This is a genomic window from Colwellia polaris (genome assembly GCF_002104515.1).
In the GTDB taxonomy this organism is placed as follows: domain Bacteria; phylum Pseudomonadota; class Gammaproteobacteria; order Enterobacterales; family Alteromonadaceae; genus Cognaticolwellia; species Cognaticolwellia polaris.
The window spans coordinates 145,318-169,601 of sequence record NZ_NBOE01000005.1 but is presented as its reverse complement, the minus strand read 5'-3'; the positions used below and the strand labels follow the sequence as shown (position 1 = coordinate 169,601).

General features: G+C 36.5%; 20 protein-coding genes and 1 riboswitch. Of the genes, 15 read left to right on the top strand and 5 right to left on the bottom strand.

The features are described from left to right. Window positions 1–16: 16 nt before the first annotated feature. Complete coding sequence (locus B6A32_RS10440) at window positions 17–319, top strand: ComEA family DNA-binding protein (protein ID WP_085303682.1); 303 nt, start codon at window positions 17–19, stop codon at window positions 317–319. Between the two features lie 239 nt (window positions 320–558). Here B6A32_RS10440 and deoD read toward each other — a convergent pair whose 3' ends face one another. From deoD to add, 3 genes are all read right to left on the bottom strand, one after another. Next, window positions 559–1,263, bottom strand: coding sequence for a purine-nucleoside phosphorylase (deoD, locus tag B6A32_RS10435; RefSeq protein WP_085303680.1), 705 nt, complete (start codon window positions 1,261–1,263; stop codon window positions 559–561). Between the two features lie 124 nt (window positions 1,264–1,387). Next, window positions 1,388–1,558 (bottom strand): XapX domain-containing protein, encoded by a 171-nt coding sequence (locus B6A32_RS10430; protein ID WP_085303677.1) that lies wholly within the window; start codon window positions 1,556–1,558, stop codon window positions 1,388–1,390. A 65-nt stretch (window positions 1,559–1,623) separates the two neighbouring features. Next, window positions 1,624–2,628: an adenosine deaminase gene (gene add / locus B6A32_RS10425; protein WP_085303675.1), complete on the bottom strand. Its 1,005-nt coding sequence runs from the start codon at window positions 2,626–2,628 to the stop codon at window positions 1,624–1,626. Window positions 2,629–2,849: 221 nt separating this feature from the next. Here add and aroG point away from each other — a divergent pair, with 221 nt between their 5' ends. From aroG to B6A32_RS10355, 14 genes are all read left to right on the top strand, one after another. Then, window positions 2,850–3,908, top strand: coding sequence for a 3-deoxy-7-phosphoheptulonate synthase AroG (gene aroG / locus B6A32_RS10420; protein WP_085303672.1), 1,059 nt, complete (start codon window positions 2,850–2,852; stop codon window positions 3,906–3,908). 605 nt (window positions 3,909–4,513) lie between these two features. Beyond that, on the top strand, window positions 4,514–6,136 hold the full coding sequence (locus B6A32_RS10415) for an efflux transporter outer membrane subunit (protein WP_158088475.1): 1,623 nt from the start codon (window positions 4,514–4,516) through the stop codon (window positions 6,134–6,136). Further along, on the top strand, window positions 6,136–7,437 hold the full coding sequence (locus B6A32_RS10410) for an efflux RND transporter periplasmic adaptor subunit (protein WP_085303668.1): 1,302 nt from the start codon (window positions 6,136–6,138) through the stop codon (window positions 7,435–7,437). Before B6A32_RS10415 ends, B6A32_RS10410 begins: the two co-directional genes overlap by 1 nt. Next, entirely contained in the window at window positions 7,434–10,532 is a 3,099-nt protein-coding gene (locus B6A32_RS10405) for an efflux RND transporter permease subunit (protein WP_085303666.1), read from the top strand. Before B6A32_RS10410 ends, B6A32_RS10405 begins: the two co-directional genes overlap by 4 nt. A gap of 110 nt (window positions 10,533–10,642) precedes the next feature. After that, entirely contained in the window at window positions 10,643–11,011 is a 369-nt protein-coding gene (locus B6A32_RS10400) for an HIT domain-containing protein (protein WP_085303664.1), read from the top strand. A 523-nt stretch (window positions 11,012–11,534) separates the two neighbouring features. Further along, on the top strand, window positions 11,535–12,599 hold the full coding sequence (locus B6A32_RS10395) for a branched-chain amino acid aminotransferase (protein ID WP_085303662.1): 1,065 nt from the start codon (window positions 11,535–11,537) through the stop codon (window positions 12,597–12,599). 308 nt (window positions 12,600–12,907) lie between these two features. Next, a riboswitch (TPP riboswitch) is annotated at window positions 12,908–13,021 on the top strand. A 138-nt stretch (window positions 13,022–13,159) separates the two neighbouring features. After that, a complete protein-coding gene (locus B6A32_RS10390; RefSeq protein ID WP_085303660.1) occupies window positions 13,160–15,253 on the top strand; it encodes a TonB-dependent receptor in 2,094 nt (697 codons plus the stop codon). Window positions 15,254–15,392: 139 nt separating this feature from the next. Beyond that, the gene (locus tag B6A32_RS10385) at window positions 15,393–15,659 is read left to right on the top strand and encodes a hypothetical protein (RefSeq protein ID WP_085303658.1); all 267 of its coding nucleotides are present in this window, start codon (window positions 15,393–15,395) and stop codon (window positions 15,657–15,659) included. 11 nt (window positions 15,660–15,670) lie between these two features. Beyond that, window positions 15,671–16,333, top strand: coding sequence for a nicotinamide riboside transporter PnuC (gene pnuC, locus B6A32_RS10380; protein WP_085303871.1), 663 nt, complete (start codon window positions 15,671–15,673; stop codon window positions 16,331–16,333). A 55-nt stretch (window positions 16,334–16,388) separates the two neighbouring features. Further along, entirely contained in the window at window positions 16,389–17,432 is a 1,044-nt protein-coding gene (locus tag B6A32_RS10375; protein ID WP_085303656.1) for a phosphotransferase, read from the top strand. Window positions 17,433–17,517: 85 nt separating this feature from the next. Continuing rightward, window positions 17,518–18,591 (top strand): sensor histidine kinase, encoded by a 1,074-nt coding sequence (locus B6A32_RS10370; RefSeq protein ID WP_085303654.1) that lies wholly within the window; start codon window positions 17,518–17,520, stop codon window positions 18,589–18,591. Then, the gene (locus tag B6A32_RS10365; protein ID WP_085303652.1) at window positions 18,588–19,412 is read left to right on the top strand and encodes a LytR/AlgR family response regulator transcription factor; all 825 of its coding nucleotides are present in this window, start codon (window positions 18,588–18,590) and stop codon (window positions 19,410–19,412) included. The genes B6A32_RS10370 and B6A32_RS10365 overlap by 4 nt, the downstream gene beginning before the upstream one ends. Window positions 19,413–19,598: 186 nt before the next feature. After that, a complete protein-coding gene (locus B6A32_RS10360; RefSeq protein WP_233131382.1) occupies window positions 19,599–20,060 on the top strand; it encodes an SMI1/KNR4 family protein in 462 nt (153 codons plus the stop codon). Between the two features lie 448 nt (window positions 20,061–20,508). Then, on the top strand, window positions 20,509–21,357 hold the full coding sequence (locus tag B6A32_RS10355; protein WP_085303648.1) for a DUF6279 family lipoprotein: 849 nt from the start codon (window positions 20,509–20,511) through the stop codon (window positions 21,355–21,357). A 266-nt stretch (window positions 21,358–21,623) separates the two neighbouring features. Here B6A32_RS10355 and pyk read toward each other — a convergent pair whose 3' ends face one another. Together pyk and B6A32_RS10345 are read right to left on the bottom strand one after the other, a co-directional pair. Continuing rightward, on the bottom strand, window positions 21,624–23,078 hold the full coding sequence (gene pyk, locus B6A32_RS10350) for a pyruvate kinase (RefSeq protein ID WP_085303646.1): 1,455 nt from the start codon (window positions 23,076–23,078) through the stop codon (window positions 21,624–21,626). Between the two features lie 69 nt (window positions 23,079–23,147). Next, window positions 23,148–23,996, bottom strand: a complete 849-nt coding sequence (locus tag B6A32_RS10345) for a MurR/RpiR family transcriptional regulator (protein ID WP_085303644.1) — start codon at window positions 23,994–23,996, stop codon at window positions 23,148–23,150. Between the last annotated feature and the right edge of the window lie 288 nt (window positions 23,997–24,284).

The window sequence follows — 24,284 nt, the reverse complement described above, 5'->3', positions numbered from 1 at the left end:
TTAGAAGGAAAGTAACATGAAAAGTCACATCTATTACGCTCTTATCGTTTTATTTACAGTACTGTCAATGCCACTACAAGCAGCAGGTTTTAATGACGTTCCAGACGTTGCTGCCGTTACAGAAATACAAGTGGTAGATATTAACCTTGCAGATATTGAAACTTTAGCCTTATTGAAAGGTGTAGGTGAAAAACGAGCAAAAGCTATCGTCGCGTACCGTGAATCAAATGGCCAGTTTAATTCTGTTGATGATTTACTGAATGTAAAAGGCGTGGGGGAGCATACTTTACAACTCAATAAAGGAAGAATTAAGTTGTAATACCGATGGCTTCTCAACTTTCTTATGGTAGGGTGATAAAGCGCTTCGATGCTTTTTCATGACCTAAGCGTGAACAAAAGACCATATAAATTTAATGACTTGAATTAATCAATGTTACTTTAATAAATAGATTTGTATAGGCTCAGTCAATCTTAAGTGAAGTTGTGTGAAGTGAAGCCATCAAAATTAAAAAAGCCAGTCATTCGACTGGCTTTCTACTATTAAAATTAGCTATCAAGTTAAAGCAGGCTATCTAATGTTAATTCCATCATACCTTTAAACGTAGTTTCACGTTCGTCTGCCGTCGTTTGTTCACCGGTTTTAATATGGTCACTTACAGTTAATACAGTTAATGCTTTTTTACCGTATTCTGCAGCAACACCGTATAATCCTGCTGCTTCCATTTCAACCGCTAAAATGCCATATTTTTCCATTAATGCAAACATTTCAGGTTGAGGAGTGTAAAATAAATCAGAGGTAAATATGTTACCTACACGGATTTTTTTACCGGTTTTTTCAGCTGTTTTTACAACATTATGTAATAAATCGAAATCAGCTGTAACAGCGAAGTCACAACCATTCATACGTGAGCGATTTACATTTGAGTCTGTGCTTGCTGCCATACCTACGATAATATCGCGTACTTTTATATCATCACGTACTGCGCCACAAGAGCCTATACGTATAATACTTTCAACGCCGTAGTCTTTGTATAATTCAGTTGCATAAATTGAGATTGATGGAATACCCATTCCTGAGCCCATCACAGAAACAGGTTTGCCTTTATAGGTACCTGTGTAACCAAACATATTACGTACGCGTGTTACACACTTTACGTCGTCAAGAAAATTGTCTGCTATGTATTTTGCGCGAAGTGGATCGCCCGGCATAAGTACCGTTTTTGCGAAATCGCCATTGTTTGCTTCAATATGTGCTGTTGCCATGAGTGTTAACCTTTGTTAGTGGTGTTCAATCACAGTAAGTTTCTAGCCTTTGCTGGTAATTTGTAATTCAGCTGCTATCAAGGATGTTTTACTGATATGTCTTTTAAATGTTTAAAATAGGATTCTAACTGAAAAAGCGTTCAATAATCCAGTGATAACCGATGCCACCTAAATAAATGCCGAAAATACCAGCAATGCCAGATAAAACTGGCGGAGCAGGTATGGGTAATTTCAATAATGAAAATATTAATCCAACAAATATACCTGTGATTATCGCAATTATAACTTCGAACACGTGTTCTCCTAGTTGATTGTTAATCAGTTATTTTAACCTATCATTAACAATTTCAACAACACGGATTACTGTTTATTTGCTGCTTTTTGTTTTAAAAGCGCTTTGTCGCTATCTGATAAAAAACTTGCCTTTAAGGCGTTTTCTTGTAGTTGTTGTATATCTTTATCTGAAAAGCCTAAAGTCTCACGTGCTATTTTAAATTCGTTTTTAAGTTCAATGCCTTGCACACCCGGATCATCGGTATTTAGACATACCAAAAGTCCACGTGCTAAAAATTCTTTAATTGGATGTTGGCTTAAGTCTTTAATCGTACCGGTTTGAAAGTTAGAAGTAAGGCATGACTCTATAGCAATATTATGCTCGAGCATATAATCCATCAGCTTTTCATCTTGATAACAAGCAACACCATGACCAATGCGTTTAGCGTTTAATTGGTTAATGGCTTGCCATATACTCTCTGGCCCGGCTGCTTCACCCGCATGTATGGTGGCTTGTAATTGTGCTTTATTGACTTGTTTGAAGTGTTCAACAAACATTTCACCAGGAAAATTATACTCATCTCCCGCTAAATCAATCGCAACCAAATGTTGTTTATGAGCGAGAAGGCCATCTAACTCTGCTTGGCATTTATCAACACCAAAAGTACGACTTAAAATACCAATGAGGTTAATTTTAACATCATATACTTTGCAAGCTGCATTAACACCGTCTATTACAGCCGCAACAACATCAGCAATAACTAAATTATTATTCATTGCCATATAATAAGGTGAGAAACGTAATTCGGCATAATTAATACCGGCGTTGTATGCATCTTCGACGTTTTCATAGGCAATACGCTTACAGTCATCTAAAGTTTTGAGTACAGCGACACCCCAATCAAGTTTACTTAGAAAAGCTAATAAATCGCTTTCACTACCTTGAACTTGTACATGAGGAATGAATGCTTCGAAGTTATTTTCAGGTAAAGCTATGTTGTGCTGTTGTGCTAATGCCCATATGGTTTTAGGGCGAATGTTTCCGTCTAAATGACGATGTAAATCAATTAACGGCAGGTGAGAGTGGTTCATAATACTGTGCAACCTATATATTTGTTTGATAAAAAATACGACAAGCATCTAATAAAATAAAGCTAATTATTATCCGCTAAAGTCGAATATTTTTATTATACCGCTTTTTTCGTATTTTAGGTTGCTATTAGTGTAAGAACACTGATAAGTTAAATTTGGAATAATCATCTAGGTGTCTAGACGTAAATAATAAACAAAATTTTAGTATAAAGAGAAGCAATATGTTTGAGCAAACCGACGACGTTCGTATTAATAATATTAAAGAACTTTTACCTCCTATCGCATTACTTGAGCGATACCCTTCTTCAGAGCAGGCAACCAAGTCGGTTTTTACTGGTAGACAAGCCATCAGTAACATTTTTAATAACAAAGATGATCGTTTACTTGTCGTTATTGGTCCATGTTCGATACATGATCCAAAAGCGGCTTTGGAGTATGGCGAACGTTTAGTAAAGCTTCGCGAAAAATATAAAAACTCGTTAGAAATTGTCATGCGTGTTTATTTTGAAAAGCCCAGAACAACCGTTGGATGGAAAGGGCTTATTAACGACCCTTACATGGATAATAGTTTTAAACTAAATGATGGTTTGCGCATTGGCCGTAAATTGTTACTTGATTTAAATAATTTGGGTTTACCTACCGCAGGTGAATTCTTAGATATGATCACTCCGCAGTACATGGCCGACTTTATGTGTTGGGGCGCTATAGGTGCGCGTACAACCGAGAGCCAAGTTCATCGTGAACTCGCTTCAGGCTTATCATGCCCAGTAGGTTTTAAAAATGGTACTGATGGCACGATTAAAGTTGCTATTGACGCTATTGGTGCTGCAAGTGCTCCGCATCATTTTCTTTCAGTGACTAAGTATGGTCATTCAGCGATAGTTGAAACTACAGGTAATGAAGATTGTCATATCATTTTACGTGGCGGCCGAAAAACTAATTTTGATGCAGAGAGTGTTAAATCAGTTACTCAGCAGCTAGAAAAATCAGGTTTAAATACCAATATAATGATTGATTTTAGTCATGCCAATAGCAGTAAGAAATTCGAAAACCAAATGCTGGTGTGTAAAGATGTCTGTGCTCAAATGCGTAGCGGTAATGATGACATTTTTGGTGTTATGGTAGAAAGTCATTTAGTGGAAGGCCGCCAAGATTTAGCGGAAGGTGAAAAAGGTACTTATGGACAAAGTATTACCGATGCTTGTATAGGCTGGCAAGATACAGAAACCTTACTTGCTGAGTTAGATCAAGCCGTTACAGACCGCAGAGCTAATAAATAAACTTTAAACTGAGTAAATAATTAAAACACTTTAATTGTTTTTACTGAGTTTTGTCGTTTTAAAAGACATAAAAGCGCCAATCAATTAACCATTGATTGGCGCTTTTATGTCATCTGAACTATAGCTTTACTAGAAAAGCAAATTTTTAATAGCAGTAAAATAATAAACAGCGGAAAAACAAAATATTCATTTAAAGCTTTTCGTCTTCTTACTTTAAAAACGTTGTTTAGCGTATGAAATAAACCACTCGTCTTATTGTTCAAAAACTTATGTAACCTGAACTCTGGATAATGAGTGCTTGATACTCAACTGAATCAAAAGCTTAGTTGATAAAGTAAATGCTCTAGCCAGGTGAACATCACGAATAGACATCATCAATGCTTCATTTTATGCCATTTTTAAGGCAAAACGTTTATGAATAGCGCGCTATTTATCGACGTTTTAACGCAGAAAATGGCTTAAAAGGGAGCATTGAGCAAGTGCTGCTTATCCAGAGTTCAGGTTATGTAAAGCAGTGTAAAGAATATTGTGTGTAACTTTACTCAGTCATACTATATTGTTAAATCAATAGTTTAAAAATGTAATTGTTACTATGAGGAAGGATTTTGAACGTTCGTTTTAACAAAGCAACAGAGTTGGTAGAGCTGGGGTTTTCTCAGAGTTCGAGGCAACTTAGTTCGCCAAAAAACAAGCTAAATTCTAAGTGTTGCTTAGCTATTAGCTTAGCGCTACTCGTTGGCGCTTGCAGCAGCCCAAGTGGACTATCTCATTCAAAACCAGAGGCTCTAGTTGATAAAAACATACCTATTAAATGGCAATCTGATGTAATAACGAATGAAGTAATCCAAGTAAATGATGGCTGGATAAAAAGCTTTAATGACAGGGGTTTAGAAGAATTAATAAGTTACGCGTTACAAAGTAACTACACACTGAATGCTGAAAAAGTGAGTGTGGCACTTGCAAAAGAAAGAATAAACATAAGCTCGTCAACTGATCTACCTGAACTTTCTTTATCTTTAGCAAATTCAAGACGCAAACAAGTAACAAGTAATACTACTAGTTATCAAACCAGCGCTGATTTCAGTGTTGATTTAACTTACGAGCTTGACCTATGGGGAAAGCTGTCTGACCAACAAAATCAAGACCGACTAAATTATGCCGCAGCAATATCTAATTATCGGCACAGTGAACTCACGTTAGTCGCTGATATCACTAAAGCTTGGTTTGATTTAACACAGGCACAACAGCTGCTTAACTTATATCAAGAACGAGCAGATAACTTACAACGCAATTTATCAATGATTCAATCATCTTATCAATTGGGTTTGAATGATGCGTTAGATGTTTACCTAACTAAAAATACCGTTAATCAAGAATTAGCGCGTGTGGCAGATCAACAGCAAACCTTAAACATTAAAAGTAGAGCACTTGAGTTGCTCATGGGTGATTATCCGCTAGCAAATAGAGTAAGTGAACAAAGCCTTCCTGTTATTAGTGAAGAAATCAACCTAGGTTTACCTGCACAACTACTCACCAGAAGAGCAGACATTCAAGCAGGGTGGTTAGAATTGTTAGCGTTAGATGCTGGGTTAGCTGTAGCACATAAACAACGTTTTCCTAGTTTTAATTTAAATGCAGGGCTAAGTGATAGTGCCAATGAACTCACTAATTTACTTGATGGCGGAGCATTAGCTTGGTCTTTAATTGGTGGGATAACCAGTCCGTTATTTAATTCAGGTCGATTAGAGTCACTAGAAGCACAAGCAAAATTGTCTGTTGTGCAAAAAGAAAAACAATATTTACAGCAAGTTTATCAAGCGTTTGCTGATGTTGAAAATAGCGTAAGCGAAAGAGAATCCCTTAATCAACAATATAGTTTTTATTTAAAAGCGCAAGAAAATGCCATCGCGGCAGAAAAGCTTTCATTTGATCAATATTTGCGTGGCTTAGTAACCTATACCACAGTATTAGAGTCTCAACGTCGTTCGTTTGACGCACAAACCACCGTTATACAGTTAACTAATCAATTACTGCAAAATAGAATTGAAATATATCTGGCGTTAGGTGGTGATTACCTTGATACCACGAATAAATTGAGCAATAACGAAGTACAGAACAACCAGATAGCTAATAACCCAAAAAATGATAACCAAAGAATTGATAGCCCAAAAACTAGCGGTAACTCATTACCCACATCGTTAACTAACCGCACAAGCATGGAAAAATAATGTCGTTAAAATTAAGAAAACTACTGCCAATCATTGTTTTATTATCGCTCTTATTCGCTGCGTATATAGTAACGAGTAATCCACCTTCAGCAAAGCGAGGTCAGCCCAGTGCAGCACCACAGATCAGTGTCGAAGTTGCAAAATTAATACGAAACGATCTTGCTATTGGGATCGATAGTTATGGCACGATAAAACCGCGTACTCAGAGTGTGTTATTACCGCAAGTGTCAGGACAAATTATCAGTATTAATCCTAAATTTAGAGCGGGCGGGTTTTTCGAAGAAGGCGATATTTTACTGCAATTGGATCAAAGAGATTTACTCGCTGAAGTTAAAATTGCCCAAGCAAATTTATTTAGTGCACAACAGAGTTTTAGCGAAGAGCAAGCTCGAGTAGAGCAGGCAGAGCAAGATTGGCAGCGCTTAGGTAATAACAAAAAAGCACCTGATTTAGTGCTTCGTAAGCCGCAATTAATGGCGGCGCAAGCCTCAGTATTTTCAGCCGAAGCCAGTTTATCTAAAGCTGAATTAGCGGTTGAGCGTAGTAATATTATTGCACCCTATACAGGCCGAGTATTAAGCAAATCTGTTGATGTAGGACAAGTGGTGAGTATAGGTACACAACTTGCTGAAATTTATGCCGTTGATTATGTTGAAATACGTTTGCCGTTAAAAAATAAAGACCTAGCGTATATGATATTGCCTGAAAGCAATCGTTTTGAAAATGCTGCAGTCCAAGAACAACCAGACGTGACAATATTCTCAGATTTAGCCACCCGTCAAAGTTGGCAAGGTAAAGTTGTGCGAACAGAAGGAGCGTTTGATGAAGAGTCGCAACAATTATTTGTTGTAGCACAAATTGACGATCCGTACGGAGAAAATGAAGGCAATGGCTTACCTTTAAAAATTGGCCAGTATGTGAGCGCAAAAATTAAGGGTAAAACTATTGAAAATGCACTGAGTATTCCAAATAAAGCGATTTATCAAGGCAGCTACGTTTATGTTGTTGATGATAATATACTCAAACGTAAAAACATTTCGATCGCTTGGCAAAGTGAAGACGTTGCGGTTATTAAGTCGGGTTTAGAAGTTGATGAATTGTTAGTGTTAACCCCTTTAGGTCAAGTTACTTCAGGCACAATAGTGAGTATAAATAGTATCGATGGTAAGCCGGTAAAAGCAGCTAAAAAAACCAGAGAAAAAGCTAACGCTGACAAAAGGCGTGAGAAAAGACCTGAAAAAAATGGAGGATCTAAACAGGGTGAAAAGCAAGCGTTTGATGATAAAGGAGCTAAGTCATGATCGATTGGTTTGCTAAAAATCATGTTGCGGCTAATTTATTGATGATCACCATTTTATTGACCGGTATTTTCTCAATAAAAAGTAGTATTCCATTAGAAGTTTTTCCGTCTTTTGAATCTGAAATAGTGAATGTTTCTGTTACTTTACAGGGCTCTACACCAGAAGATGCAGAGCAAGGCGTAGCCATACGCATTGAAGAAGCGGTTCAAGATCTTGAAGGTATAGAAAAAATCATTAGTACCTCTGTTGAAGGTGGCGCTTCGGTTCGAATTGAAGCAGACTCGAGTATCGATGTTCGAGATTTACTGGCTGATATTAAAAGCCGTGTAGATGCGATAAATACCTTTCCCGTTGACGCAGAAAAGCCCGTTACCGCAATCGCGCAACGTATTCGTAATGTGATTTCAGTTACTATTGCTTCTGATTACGGTGAAAAAGAGATACGTGAATTTGCCGAGCAAGTGCGTGATGATTTACTGAAATTACCTCAGGTAACGCAAGTAGCGTTAGATGCTGTTCGTGATTATGAAATTAGTATCGATATTAATCAAAGTAAATTAGAACAGTATCAATTAACCCTAAGTGAAATATCAACAGCCATTAGTAATAGCTCTGTGGATATTTCAGCAGGTAATGTGCGTACCGATGGGGGGGATGTACTAGTACGTAATATTGGTCAAGCCTATCGTCGTGACGAGTTTGAAAAAATTGTAATAAAAACTAATACCGATGGTACGTTTCTTTTATTACAAGATATAGCAACAGTAAATGACGGTTTTGAAGAAACGCCACTGCGCGCCCGTTTTAACGGTCAGCAAGGTGCGTTAATAGACGTGTATAGAATTGGTAATCAAAGCGCAATTGACGTTGCTGATGCGGTTAAAGAATATATCGATGACCGTCAAGATACCTTACCTCAAGGCTTTGTGCTTAGTTATTGGGATGATGATTCTGAAATTGTAAAAAGTCGACTTAACACATTAATTACCAATGCGTTACAAGGTGGCTTTCTTGTTTTAATTCTACTGACATTATTTTTACGTCCTTCGATAGCTTTTTGGGTGTCAATTGGTATACCGGTGAGTTTTATGGGCGCATTTATCGTTATGCCATTCTTCGATATTTCTATTAATATCATGAGTTTATTTGGTTTTATTTTGGTGTTGGGTATAGTTGTTGATGATGCCATTGTAACCGGCGAAAATATTTATCGGCATACCCAAACGGCATCTAGCGGTTTAGAGGCCGCCATTAAAGGAACACAAGAAGTTGCAACCCCAGTAACTTTTGGTATTTTGACCACAGTAGCAGCCTTTTTGCCGTTAGCTTTTATTGAAGGGCAGCGAGGCGCTTTATTTGCACAAATTCCGGTTATTGTTATCCCGGTTTTATTGTTTAGTTTAATAGAGTCTAAGTTTGTACTACCTTCACATTTAAAGTCGCTACGTTTGCGCAGTGAAAGTACCAAACAATCTAAATTTAGTGTTTGGCAACAAGGCTTTGCTGATGGCTTTGAAAATGCGATCCTTAAATACTATAAACCATTGTTGGCATTGTCTATTCGTAATCGTTTAACTACAGTGGCATTGTTTTTTGGTGTTCTTATTCTAATTGTAGCCTTTATTACTAGTGGCTGGACTCGCTTTGTATTCTTCCCACGTATTGCTAGTGAAACAGCGCTTGGTAGTGTCACTATGCCTGTGGGTACGAGTTTTGATGTAGTAGATTCATATGTTGAAAAAATGTCTAATTCTGCGAAATTACTGCAAGATAAATATCGTGATGAACAAGGCCAAAGCTTGATTTTAAATACCTTAGCTATCACCAGTGAAGAAAAAGGTCGTGTGCGTTTTGAAATATTAGCTGCTGATAAAAATACCACCGGCATTGGTACTGCACAATTAGTTAAAGAATGGCGAGAATTAATTGGCCCATTACCGGGCGCTGAAAGTGTTACGTTCAGAGCAGAATTAGGTAGGGGGGGCGATCCCATTGATGTTCAGCTCTCCGCAACAGATTTGAAAACATTGAAACTGGTCTCTGATGAAGTTAAAAACCGTATTCGAACTTACCCTACCGCTTTTGAAATAGCTGATAGTTTATCCAATGGTAAAGAAGAGCTGCAAATACAATTAACTGCGCAGGGATATGCCATGGGTATGAATAACACTTGGGTTACCAGACAAGTCAGAGATGCTTACTTTGGCTCACAAGTTCAGCGTATTCAACGTGGCCGTGATGATTTACGCGTTATGTTGCGTTTTCCATTGTCAGAGCGACAATCTATATCCAAACTAAACGATATGCTGATAAATACTCCAAGTGGTGGCAAAGTACCTTTATCACATGTTGCCACATTAAAGCCCGGTAAGAGTGCGTCTGCTATTACTCGTATAGACCGATACCGTACGATTAATGTAACCGCTGATGTTGATAAAAATGCCACTAATATGACCACGTTAAATGCTGATCTTAATCAATTTTTAACCGAGTTAATGAGCAAATACCCTGGGGTTTCTTATAGTTTAGAAGGTGAAGCGCGTGAGCAAGCCGACTCTTTTAGTAGTTTAGCTTGGGGCTTAGTCTTTGTATTCTTTATTATTTACTGTTTATTGGCGATACCTTTTAAATCTTATGTACAGCCGATCATCGTTATGTCGGTTATCCCGTTTGGGGCCATTGGTGCAATCATAGGGCATTGGATCATGGGTATGGATTTAACCATAATGAGTATACTAGGTTTAATGGCGCTTATTGGCGTTGTAGTAAACGACAGTTTAGTCTTAGTTGATTTTATAAACGCAAAAGTTCGTTCTGGCATTAAAGCTTATGACGCAGTATTAATTGCGGCTCAATCTCGCTTTCGTCCAGTAATGCTAACATCGTTAACTACTTTTATTGGTTTAATGCCTTTACTGTTTGAAAAAGCTACACAAGCCCAATTCTTAATACCTATGGCGGTTTCATTAGGTTTTGGGATAATATTTGCAACCTTTATTACGTTAATTTTAGTGCCAGTAAATTACTTATTAGTTGAAGACATAAAAAAAGTATCAAACAAAGGTAAGCAAAAATTGATTGATCAGTTTACATAGCTAAAATATATAAAATCTAATGCAGTTAAACGAATGATAAGCCTTTGTTATTCGTTTAACTCTTGGTTAAACTAAGGTGAAATAGTATTTAACCCAACTGAGATAATCTGATGGCCGACATAAACTCTCCAGAAGAAACTATATTTTCTAAAATTATTCGCCAGGAAATACCAACCCCATTACTTTTTCAAGATGATCTAGTAACTGCATTTCGCGATATTTCTCCACAAGCCAAAAGTCATATTTTGGTGATCCCAAATAAACTCATTGCCACAGCTAATGATATTGAACAAGAAGACGAGTTGACCATAGGTCGTATGTTTAGTGTTGCTAAAAAACTGGCAAAAGAAGAGGGTATTGCAGAAGACGGGTACCGTTTGATCATGAACTGCAATCAACATGGTGGCCAAGAAGTTTATCATATCCACCTACATTTAGTAGGCGGAGAACCTTTGGGTAAAATGCTAAATATTAGCTAATTTAGCTTCGATCTTTAGTCATTATCTCTAGCTATTGCCTTAAACCATTATGAATAACCTGAAATACGGATTATTTCAGAGAAGTAGTCATAAAAAATATCAGCCTGAAACAATAAACTTAACAGTAAATAAGCTTTTAGGCTGCAGGCACTAATCAACATTGCAATGTCTATGCTTATTTTTAATTATTCAAGAAAAAACCATAGTGATTCCAATAAAGTGATGGTGCAAAATAATTGTTCCGATTTAATCGCAATTTAATTACATAAATTTACTTTATATTTGCCAAATAAGCGCTGATTTAGCGTATATTCCAAGTGATAGAATTATAAAAAGTTCGTAGTTTAAAAACTTTACGAAAAATTGGAACATTATGCTTGAGTGATTTCTCCGAAAATAGTTAAATAAAATGACATGACTTAATAGAAAGTTCGTTGCCTATGTTAACGTCTCGCTGAAGCAATAGCCTAGTTTGCTAACCATACAATATTTGAAATATTACTTTATTAAAATGAGCGTATAAATGATGATAAAAATAAATTCTCTACCGATAGAACAATGTAATGCCTGCCCTGAAGAATACAGTTTTGGCGTAACATTTTCTGATCATATGTTCCTACAAAATTTTGACCAAGATAACGGTTGGAATGATGCAAATATTGGCCCTTATCGTCCACTTTCACTTGATCCATCAGCGGCAGTTTTTCATTACAGCCAAGAAATATTCGAAGGTTTAAAAGCATATAAAGATGTTAACGGTGGTATTAATTTATTTCGTCCTGAAGAAAATATAAAACGATTTAATCGCTCAGCAAAACGTATGGTTATGCCAGAAGTAGATGAAGCTCTACATCTTGACGCTATAAAATCATTAGTAAAAATTGATAAGGCTTGGGTGCCAGATCAAAAGGGTGCCTCTTTATATATTCGTCCAACCATGATTGCAACAAGTCCTAAACTTGGCCTTGGAGCTAGTAGTGCTTATAGTCACTTTATAATTACAGGACCTGCAGGTAGTTATTTTTCTGGCGGATTAACCCCAATTGCCGTTTTCGTTTCTGACGAATATCGACGTGCTGTAAAAGGTGGTGTAGGTGAAGCTAAAACAGGTGGAAATTATGCTGCAAGTCTTTTAGCCTCTGAAGAAGTGAGTAAAATTGGTTATTCACAGGTGTTGTGGTTAGACGCAGTTAACGGCCAATATATAGAAGAAGTTGGCGCGATGAATATATGCTTTGTTTACGAAGGGAAAAAGATAGTAACCCCTGCGTTAAGCGGTAGCATTTTACCGGGTATAACTAGAGACTCAATTTTAAAACTAGCCCCTACGCTTGGTTATGAAGTAAGTGAACAGAAGTTAGATATAAACGAAATCTTAGCAGATATTGACAGTGGAAAAATAACTGAAGTGTTTGGTTGTGGTACTGCTGCAGTAATATCACCTGTTGGAGAACTTGGTTTTAAAGGTAATAAACATATTATTAATAGTAACCAAACCGGCCCAGTATCTAAGCATTTGTATGATGAATTAACGGGAATTCAATACGGTACGCATGAAGATAAATTCGGCTGGATTCATAAAGTGTAGTGATTAAAATCTAATTTATATTTTCACCTCTGTGTTATTTTTTATGCTCAGAGGTGAGTGTATATTCAGGCGAGACAAAACAGTTGCTGTAGTATTACTCGTTATTTCCCTTCGTTTTTCCTCACTATTGTTCTTCATAGTTAACCCGAATCAATCTATAAAACCTCAATATTGCTAAGGCATTTAAGCGACTATTGTAAGATGTGAGTGCGCTAGCATCATTTAACTCAATAGAGGCAGCAAGCTGAGTTAATTGTAGCTTTTAAAGTTTTTACTCTGTACTTTCCAGTAAAAATTGTTAGTATGCATACCGAACCAAGGGGTGCCTGATAAATTTAACGATTTTAATGGCTGAGATGCGAAGCGAACCCTTAGAACCTGAACCGGATAGTACCGGCGTAGGAATGGTTAAGCTCATCGTATTACCATTCTGTATGTTAACTTTTGTTGCCTCGAATTGTGCTTGAGGTATCTGTTAATTATACAGTTTATACACCTTAAGCTATCTTCCCATATGCCGGATCCCATAACGTATTCCTAGTCGAATTTATGAGATCATAATGACATTTATAAAAACACCTGTTGCTTTAGCAATATTCACTAGCCTTGTTGCTCAAACAACATTTGCTGAAGAAACTTCAAATGATATTGCTGCACCCGTAACAGAAGTCATCACCATTGATGGTGACTTTCGTGCAACATCACTACAAAAAACTGCAAGCTCTTTATCTGTTATCGCCAGCGATGAAATTAATGCACGAAACGCACAAAATTTAGAAGAGATTATTGCTCGCACACCGAATGTTAATTTTTCTAGTGGTACGCAACGTGCTCGATATTATCAAATTCGTGGTATTGGGGAACGTAGCCAATTTAAAGAACCCATTAACCCATCTGTGGGTTTAGTTATTGATGGTATTGATTTTTCAAGTGTTGGTAGCATAGCGTCAACGTTTGACGTTGAACAAGTAGAGGTTTACCGTGGCCCGCAAGGTACACGCTTTGGCGCTAATGCCATGGCGGGTATGATAAATATTACATCAAATAAACCTAGCGATACCTTTGAAGGTAAAGTTAGATTATCTGCTGGTAATTACGATAGTTACAGTGCTGGTTTGGTATTATCAGGGCCGGCAACAAAGAAAGTAAACTATCGTTTGGCGGTTGAGCAGTACAGTAGCGATGGTTTCATCGAGAATGACTTTTTAAATCGTGACGATACTAATAATCGCGATGAATTTACTATGCGTGGTAAGTTGGCTATTCAAGCAACCGACGACTTAACTATTGATATAACAACTTTTGTTGCAGATTTTGATAATGGTTATGATGCGTTCTCACTTGATAATACTCGTCAAACATTATCTGACCAACCAGGTTTTGATCGTCAAGACACCAAAGCCCTAGCAACAACGTTTACTTATCAAGGTTTTAACGACTTTACCTTAGAGAGCATTTTTAGCTACGCAGACTCAACTTTAGATTATGGTTATGATGAAGATTGGGCTTTTGTTGGTATACGTCCCGACTGGGAATATAGCTCAGAAGATCAGTATTTTCGTGATAAAACCTCAGCTACAGCTGAGTTAAGAGCTGTGTCAAAGCCGGGTGGAGAAATTTTCAACAAGAGTACCGCTTGGGTAACAGGCTTGTATTTCAAGCAAGAGAAAACTGATTTATTAAGAAAATATACTTACCTTTCTGCTGATTTTACATCAACGTTTGATACCGATAATATTGCCGCATTTGTTCAGTTTGATAGCCAACTTGATAAAAAGCTAAGTCTTACTACAGGTCTTAGGTTAGAGCGAAGAAACTCGGATTACAACGACAGTGAAATGCTAGCGTTTTCACCAAACGATACCATGGTGGGTGGTAAAGTTGTGTTGTCTTATCAAATGGATAAAAATAACCTATTTTACGGTTCCATTAATCGAGGTTACAAGGCTGGTGGTGCTAATACAGAAGGAAGTTTACCCGCTGATTTACGTGAGTTTTCACCGGAATATTTATGGAACTACGAACTAGGTTATAAAGTAAATTTATTAAATAACCAAGCTTATGTTCGCAGCGCTATTTTCTACATGGACAGAGACGATATGCAAGTGCGTACCTCTTCTTTAGCGTTACGTGAAGATGGTAGTACAGACTTTGTTTCATATTTAGGTAATGCAGCAACAGGGACCAACTTTGGTTTAGAGCTAGAAGCTGGCTGGCAAATCACACCTGAACTTGAACTTTATGGCGCTTTAGGGCTGTTAGATACTGAATATAAAGGTTTTATTGATTCAGATGGTAATGATAAATCAGGAGACGAACAAGCGCATGCGCCAAGTTATCAATTCAACCTTGGTTTGAATTATCAACTGTCAGATCATTTACTATTAAATATTTCAGTTGACGGTAAAGATGAGTTTCTATTTTCTGACACCCATCAAGAAAAGTCAGAAGCTATTGAGATTGTAAATTTATCTCTTAGTTACACTAAAGATGATTGGCAAGTAAAATTATGGGCACGTAATTTATTTGATGAAACGTATGCAACACGTGGCTTTTATTTTGGTAATGATCCACGAGATGAATACACGGCAAAAGCATACTATCAATTGGCTGAACCTGCAGTTTTTGGCGCAACATTTGACTACAACTTTTAAACGCTATAACTTACAACGTATTGCAATTTATTAGCTTTTATCTAGCAATAATTGCTATAAGTTGGATTTACAGCTTATCTCGAGCACGCATTTATCAAGGTTAGCGTGCTCCTTATTTAAATATGATTAAGTAGTAATTATGAAAATATCAATTGAAATTAGCTTATACCCATTGGCGGAAGAAAAGTTTAAAACAGAAATTTGGGCGTTTATTAAACGTTTGCGTTTAGTTGAAGGCTTAACGGTTGTAACGAATGGTATGAGCACGCAAGTATTTGGAGACTACGATCTTGCTACCTCTCATGTGATGACTGAAATAAAGCATGTACACCAAAAGCTGAATGCTGCTGTTTTTATTTGTAAATTTATTGGCGGTGACCGCTCTGAAGTAGAAGCTGAGTCTTAATGGACAGTTCAATGAGCGCAACAAGTGAGATTATTCATTATTTCACTACCTTGCCATTATTCGAGTTACTCGCGGTATTAACATCAGTGCTCTATGTTGTGTTAGCTGCAAAAGGAAATATTTGGTGTTGGCCAGCGGCCATAGTTAGCACCATATTATATACAGTTATTTTTTATAACGTGTATTTGTGGATGGACAGCCTGTTACAGCTGTATTACCTACTAATGGCGCTATATGGTTGGTTTTGTTGGCATAAAAATACTGAATCAACAAATCAAACATTAACAAAAGCATTACTCTATAGTCAGTGGTCGTTAAAGCGACATAGCCTGATAATTGTGAGCTTGGCTTTAGTGTCTTTAGCTTTGGGTTGGTTAATGGCAAACTATACTCCTGCACATTTTCCGTATCTTGATAGCGCTACAACGGTTTTCTCAGTATTTGCTACTTACTTAATTACCCAAAAAGTTATAGAGAATTGGCTCTACTTCATTGTTATAGATATAGTTTCAATTTATCTTTATATTGAAAAAGGCTTGCTACCAACGGCTGCTTTATTTGCTGGATTCGTTATATTTTCTATTTATGGTTATTGGCAGTGGCGTAAGTATTATAAAATGCAATTTCGTCAACAACATGACGAAATTTGTATGAATAATTCAGTTATCAGCTAAGTAGTACATAAATTGAGTAAACAGCAAGATCTACTTTGAATGTGAGCTCATAACCATGGATCAACAAATTCTAATTCAAAAACTATGTCAGCTGCCTTGTTTTAAAAACCTTAGGGCAGATGACATCAGTATAATTGCAGCAGGGTTAAGTCAGCCTTGTTTTTGTGTTGCTTATAACAATAATAAATATTTCGCGAAGTATCTCGACTCTAAAAGCGTTGAGGCAACCGTTGCTCAGCTAGCTGCTACGCAAGGTATATCACCTGATTTAATTTATGTAGGGCATAACTGGTTAATAACCGAATTTATAGTCGGTGAGGGCTTAAATACTGCACCAGTAAGCGAAAGTGAAAAAATAGCCATTATGCTAGCGCTGATATCACGCTGCCATACTATTGATTACAAGCAATCAAATACCCAACATTTTGGCCTTGAAAAATCAGTAGGGTTAAATCTACCGAATGATGATCAAATAACAACAACTCAGCCAATACCCACCTTAGATATTCTTACCACTATTAAGCCGTTATTAACCAACTTAGAGTGCGATGAAACATTAAAACATAGCCTAGATTCGTTATTAGCGGTGTTAAAACATAATTTAAGTAAGATAACTAATATAGTGCTAAGTAGCGAAAAGGTGTTGTGCCATGGAGATGCTAATTTCGCTAATGCGATGCGAATAAAAAGTGAGCATAAAAGTTCGACAGCTTTATATCAATTAATCGATTTTGAATGTGCATGTATTGCTCCCAGAGAATATGATATTGCAATGTTATTGGCCGTTAATGAGATTGAGCGTAATAAAATTAAAACATTTAATTTATTTGGCCTGCAACACAAAAGTAGTGCAAACAACTGCGAGAACCTATCAGAAATTGTCGACAATATACTAGGTGTCGGCCAGTTTGAGGCAAATATATCCAGTGATGCGGTTACGTGTTACTATGATTTATCCATATTAGTCAATTACTTGTGGTATTTCACTAAATATCAAGCTAACAAGCAGCAAAGCTACAAAATTTTAGCTGAAAATCAGATGTCGTTATTATCGGTCTGTTATTCACAAGCAAATACGATTTTAGATCAAATGAGATAAGCCGTATTAATCTTAAGACTAGTGGTAGTGCGAGAGTAAGTTGCATAGCGCATAATTACCCTAATCTCACTAATAGGTCTTTTATGTGAATTGGAAAGAATTTATAGAAAATAGAAATCGCTTATTTTGGCTAGTACACACTGCTGGTTGGTGTGGCTTTGCCTTGGTACATTACCTAGGTTCTTTGCTGCATGATTTACGCGATATTTTCCTTGTTATTATTTTATTAAATGCCTATGCGGGTTGGTTGTTTACTGCTCCTCTTAGATATATATATCGTCGTGTCTGGAATTTTACCCCGTTAAAAATAGCCTTCGTGGTTATTTTAACTTCCTATTGTACGGGGGTGCTTTGGCAGGTAGTTAAAAATATTAATTACTGGGAAATATACAAGCACGGTTACAGACCTGATTTTTGGCTTTATTACACCAAAAACAGTCTCCTCTCTTTCTTCATTATTTTAAGCTGGAGTGGTTTATACTTTGGTACTAAGTACTATCAAATGCTGCAAAAAGAAAAGCAAAACGTATTGCGTGCCAATAATGTTGCTCATCAAGCCCAATTAAAAATGTTGCGTTATCAGTTAAATCCACATTTTTTGTTTAACACCCTAAATGCTATATCAACGTTAATTTTGGTCGAAGAAAATAAAACAGCTAATGGTATGGTGACTAAACTAAGTGAGTTTTTACGCTATTCACTTGATAAAGATCCAATGAAGCGGGTAACCCTCGATAGTGAGCTACAAGCATTAAGACTGTATTTAGATATTGAAAAAGTACGCTTTGAAGAACGTTTACAAGTGATTTGTGAAGTTGCTACTGACTGTAATCTAGCTTTAGTGCCTAGCATGATACTGCAACCTCTAGCTGAAAACGCAATTAAACATGCTGTTGCCGTGCAGGAAGAAGGTGGTTCCATCAATATATCAGTACGTCGTTTTGGTAACGATTTACTAATAGAATTGGCTGATAATGGCCCAGGTGCAGATATTAAAAATGGTAATCTATTTCGAGAAAATGGTGTAGGTTTGGTCAATACGCGAGAACGCTTACAAGCCTTGTATCAGAATGATTTTTCTTTAGTTGTTGCCAACAATGTACCAACTGGTGTTAAAATCAGCATAAGAATTCCCTATGAAGTTGGCGGCCGAATATGAGCAAGCTACTCAGCACAATAATTGTTGATGACGAACCTTTGGCTAGAAAAGGTCTTGCGGTTCGTTTACAAGAACATCCAGATATAAACATTGTTGCACAGTGCAGCAATGGAAGAGAAGCATTAGAGGCGGTTAAAACTTTCCAGCCTGATTTGTTATTTCTTGATATTCAAATGCCAGGCTTGAATGGCTTTGGAGTGGTTGAGGCTATATTGGATCAAGGTTTGGATTTGCCTATGGTGGTATTTGTTACTGCTTACGATCAATATGCTATGCAAGCTTTTGAAGTACATGCACAAGACTATTTACTAAAGCCTGCCGATGAACAACGACTTGCACAAACTTTAGATAAAATTCGTCAGAACATCAGCAGTGAAGTCAACGCGAAGCATAAATCTAAACTCGTAAGACTTGTTAGTGATGTTACGGGTAATGATTGTGAAAAAATCCTCCAAGAACTAGAAAACAATGAACCTGTTAGTATATCAAGCTACTCTGATGTACTTGCGATAAAAGATGCAGGTGAAGTTAGTAGGGTACCAGTAAAAGACATTTTATGGATAGATGCTGCTGGCGACTATATGTGTGTTCATACGCATGATAATACTCATATTTTACGTAAAACCATGAAGCAACTCGAAGAAGTGTTAGACCCCAGACGATTTTTGAGAAGCCACCGCTCCACCATAGTCAATAAAAGTTATGTTGATAAGTTTTGCAGTCAACTTAATGGTGAATATTACTTAGTTATGTCAAATGGTAAAGAGTTGAAAGTTAGTCGAAGTTATAAAGAAAAAGTGAAAAAATCTGTTACCACTTAATTTTAAAGATTATTTATATAACAAAGCCTTGGTTTAAATGTCGTTAATTAAAAATATGGGTTGTTTATTGAACCTGAAAATAACGACAGTGACCAAATTACAGTTGAACTTTAATTATGTTCACTGAACAATTGATTATTAGTTTAAAAATCTATTATATAAACCTTTTTAAGCGGAGTGTTTTAAGTGTTGAGTATTGATAATTTCATGGAAAACTTCATCAACAATTCTTCTAATCGACAAAAAATGACACCGATTGCAGCTGAAGATATTGACGAACTTGAACAACGGTTAGCTGCAAATTTACCAAACGCATATAAATACCTTCTGCTAAATTATGGTTTGCTGCATTCTCCTAATGTTATGACAAAAACATGCGACTTATCAGTCGAGTTTACTCAAGTGCAAGATTTTCTCAGCCTTGAAGACGTATATTCATTATCTAAGTTATATGAACTCAGTGGTATGCCAAAAGACCATATTTTGTTTGCCTCTGATTGCAAAGGCAATATGTTTTGTTTCAAACTGAGTGAATGTTTGTTGTCGCAAGCTGATATAGCTGTATGGTTTTACAATCAACATAAGCAAACTATTGAAAAAACAGCAGATACATTTGATCAGTGGCTAACATCGTTTACGGCGGGTTGAACCTCTAGTTAACTATTTGACCTTATATAAATGAAATATAAACGCCTAGCATTTAACGCTGGGCGTTTGTCATTCTAGGGTGTTTAATATTTGCTAATGGCTTCCGTTGACTAAGCGCTATGAAAAGTTTGAGTTAACCTTTACAGTCGATATAAAGGAAAATATGACTATGAGCGAAGGTGCCGATGAGTTATGCGTTATAGGTAATAATTCATAGACGATATACTAGGGAAACGGTTACTTCGTCATCCGTTGCATTAAATAAGGTATTAAATAAATTTCATTGATGATCAGCGCAATGTTATTGTTCCTAATCGTTTCTAGTTGATGCGAAAAATTTAAATGTTAGATTTGAATTTAAACGATTTAGCAGGATTTAAGTTTAATAATGATCTTTATTTATGCATAAACGTATCTCTACAAAAACTAAAACAAAAGGATTAACAAAATGTTAAGAATAAAATCAATACTCATTTGCTTAGTTCTAGCTGTACTTGTTTCTGGCTGTAGTTTCCGGTTTATATATAATCATTTAGATTGGTGGACTAATTGGTATCTGGACGACTATATAACGCTAAACGAGCAACAACAAAAAATATTTGATGAAGAATTTGAGCGACTTCATCTATGGCATAGAGAAACACAGCTGCCTTTATATTTAAAGCAACTTAATGACATTAAATTACTCATTAATAGTGAAATGAGTCCTGAACAGGTTAGCAATAACCTCGATCAATTGTTACAACATTGGCAAAACTTTTTAATTGCTGCAGAGCCTAAATTACAACCTTTAGCTTTTGGTTTATCTAAGAGTCAAAAGCAGCAGTTATTAACCGCATTAACCGAAAATAACCAAGATAATATCGACGATTATGAAAATTTAAATGATAAAGATTGGCATGAAGAGCGAAGTGATGAGCAAATAGACCAGCTCAAATCATGGTTTGGCAAGCTAAGTTCAGAACAGAAAGCGCAAGTAACCAAAATGAGTAAAAAGTATCAACAATCTTTTATGACTCGCATGGCTTATCGTCAACGTTGGAGTAATGAGTTTGCTCAACTTTTAAATGGTGACTTACCTGAACATCAATTCAAGTTTGAATTTTATCGCTTATTTGTCAACGGAAGAAGTTTAAGAGACGAACAACTAAACGAAATTACAGAGAACAACAGTAAGGTTTTTGCTGAAATTTTTGTCTACATGGTGAGTACAATTAGTGATAAACAACGAAAACGAATAAACAAAAAACTTAATAAAGTGATAGGCGATCTGGAATACTTAATGGCTCATGATTAGTCAAAACTTTTATTTTATTAATCAGATAAATAGGGAGTGTACTCAGCCGTTTAGTCATCTCGGTAATTATCTGTGTATTTATCTATGCAGTTATTTTAAGTAGGTATTTAATTCGCCTCTTTTATTAATGAATAAGCACGACAACAACTGAGAGAAAAGCTATTAAATAGCGATAAAAAAATAGGCAGTGTTTAAACACTGCCTATTTTATTTATCGTCATTAACAATATCACAAGTTACCGATATACCATTTTTAAATAGGTATATTAAGCAAAATGTTTTTTAGTTAACGTAAGTACTTTCAGTGTATTAGTAGCACCAACGGTTTCCATTAAATCACCGTGGGTTAAAATAACTTTATCGCCAACAACTAATTCAGAGCCTTTAACAACAGCAGACAATACATCTTGTGCCATTTTTTCAGCATTTACAGCAACAGTAGAATCATAAGCTACAGGATATACGCCACGATAAATAGCCGTTTTAGTTAAAGTTTTACTGTGTCGAGATAATGAAAATATTGGCAAGCCAGATGAAATTCTAGACATAATTTTTGTGGTATGGCCAGACTCAGTCAGTGCAATTATTGCTTTTACACCATCTAAGTGATTGGCAGCATACATAGCAGACAAAGCAATAGTTTCTGAAACTTCAGTGAAGATTGCTTCAACACGATGCTTTGACGTAGTAACAGAGCTTTCTTTCTCAGCGCCAATACACACACTTGCCATCGCTTTAACCGTTTCAATAGGGTATTTACCCGCAGCTGTTTCGGCTGAAAGCATAACAGCGTCTGTGCCATCAAGTACCGCATTCGCTACATCCATAACTTCAGCGCGTGTAGGCATAGGCTGTTCGATCATGGTTTCCATCATTTGTGTTGCGGTAATAACAACACGGTTTAATTGGCGACTACGAGCGATAATATGTTTTTGTTTACCAACGAGTGCAGCATCGCCAATTTCAACACCTAAATCACCGCGAGCAACCATAACTACATCAGAGGCTAAAATAATACCATCTAATACTTCATTATCGTTAACTGCTTCTGCGCGTTCAACTTTAGAGACTAAACGCGCGTCACAACCGGCTTCTTGTGCTAACAAGCGAGCTTCTCGCATATCTGAAGCATCGCGAGGGAAAGAAACAGCTAAGAAATCAACATTAATTTTTGCAGCTAATTTAATATCTTCTTTATCTTTATCCGTAAGGGCAGGTGCAGTAAGACCACCACCTTGTCGATTAATACCTTTATTGTTTGATAAAGGTCCACCTACGGTTACTTCAGTAAATACCGACTGTCCTTTAGTTTCAAGTACACGTAATTGCACGCGACCATCATCTAAAAGCAAAATATCATCAGGTCTTACATCTTGTGGAAGTTTTTTGTAATCAATCCCTACTTTTTCCTGGCAACCTTCACCTTTGGCTAAAGATGCATCTAATTCAAATTTATCACCAATAGCTAATTTGATTGGACCATCTTTAAACGTTGATACACGAATTTTAGGCCCTTGTAAGTCACCTAATATACCTACGTATATACCTAACTCTTTTGATAGTTCACGAACAGTATTTGCGCGATCAATGTGATCTTGAGGAATGCCGTGAGAAAAGTTTAATCTAACAACGTTTACACCTGCAGCTAATACTTGTTTTAATACGTTTCTGTCATCAGTTGCCGGACCTAACGTCGCGACAATCTTGGTTCTTCTAGGCATGGTATTCCTTAAGGTTATCTATTTCTATTTGTTATAAAGCATTTGGCTTATATCACCAATAGCTACTAATTAGTCTTTACGTTCAAACCGAGAGCTGCGCAGACTGTCTTTAACTTTCTTTAAATTGTCTCTAAATTTTGTGCCACGACGCAAGGTAAACCCAGTCGCTAAACAATCAATTAATGTAAGCTGGGCAATACGTGAAGCCATTGGCATGTAAAGATCGGTATCTTCAGCAACATCTACCGACAATACAAAGTTACATTCTTTTGCTAGTGGGGTACCTGCAGTTGTTATCCCTATGACGGTAGCATCGTTTTCACGCGCTAAACTTGCAACATCGACTAAAGCTTTAGTTCTGCCGGTATGAGATATAACAACTACAACATCTCCTTGACGACTATTAATAGCACTCATACGTTGCATTAATATGTCATCGAAATAAACAACAGGGACATTAAAGCGGAAAAATTTATTTTGTGCGTCATGTGCCACAACTGCTGAAGCGCCTAAGCCAAAAAATGATATTTTATTCGCTTGGGTTAATAAATCTACTGAGCGATTAATCGTAGAAGTGTCTAAACTTTTACGAGCTAATTCGAGATTAGCCATAGTAGATTCGAAAATTTTTGAGGTGTATTCATCAGCTGAATCATTTTCGTCAACATGTCGATTAACATAAGGCGTACCGTTAGCAAGACTTTGTGCTAAATGAAGTTTAAAGTCAGGGTAGCCTTTAGTATCAAGACGGCGACAAAATCGATTAACGGTTGGTTCACTTATATTTGCTTGCTTCGCCAAGGCGGCGATACTGGCATGTATAACAGTACCGGGTGATGATAATATAACTTCTGCCACTTTACGTTCAGATTTACTGAAAGTTTCTAACTCGTTGGCGATTTTTTCTAATATATTCATTACGTTTTAGCCTTAGCGGGTTACTTAATTAGTACTATACTGTCTATATTAAGCGTAACTGTAATTTGTTTTCTGTCTTTACAACAGAAAATATGAAAATTAATTTCATATTTTACGCTAATATAAAACAAAAGTAGTAGTTTTTGCAAACTTTATATATATATCTGTATATAAAATGGCTCTGTACAGACTGTTTTTAAATGAAAAACCATCAATGTAATAAACTTACAGAAAGTCCTTTACTGTCGAAGCCATAGCAGATAAATTAGCTATATATGTAGTTTAGTT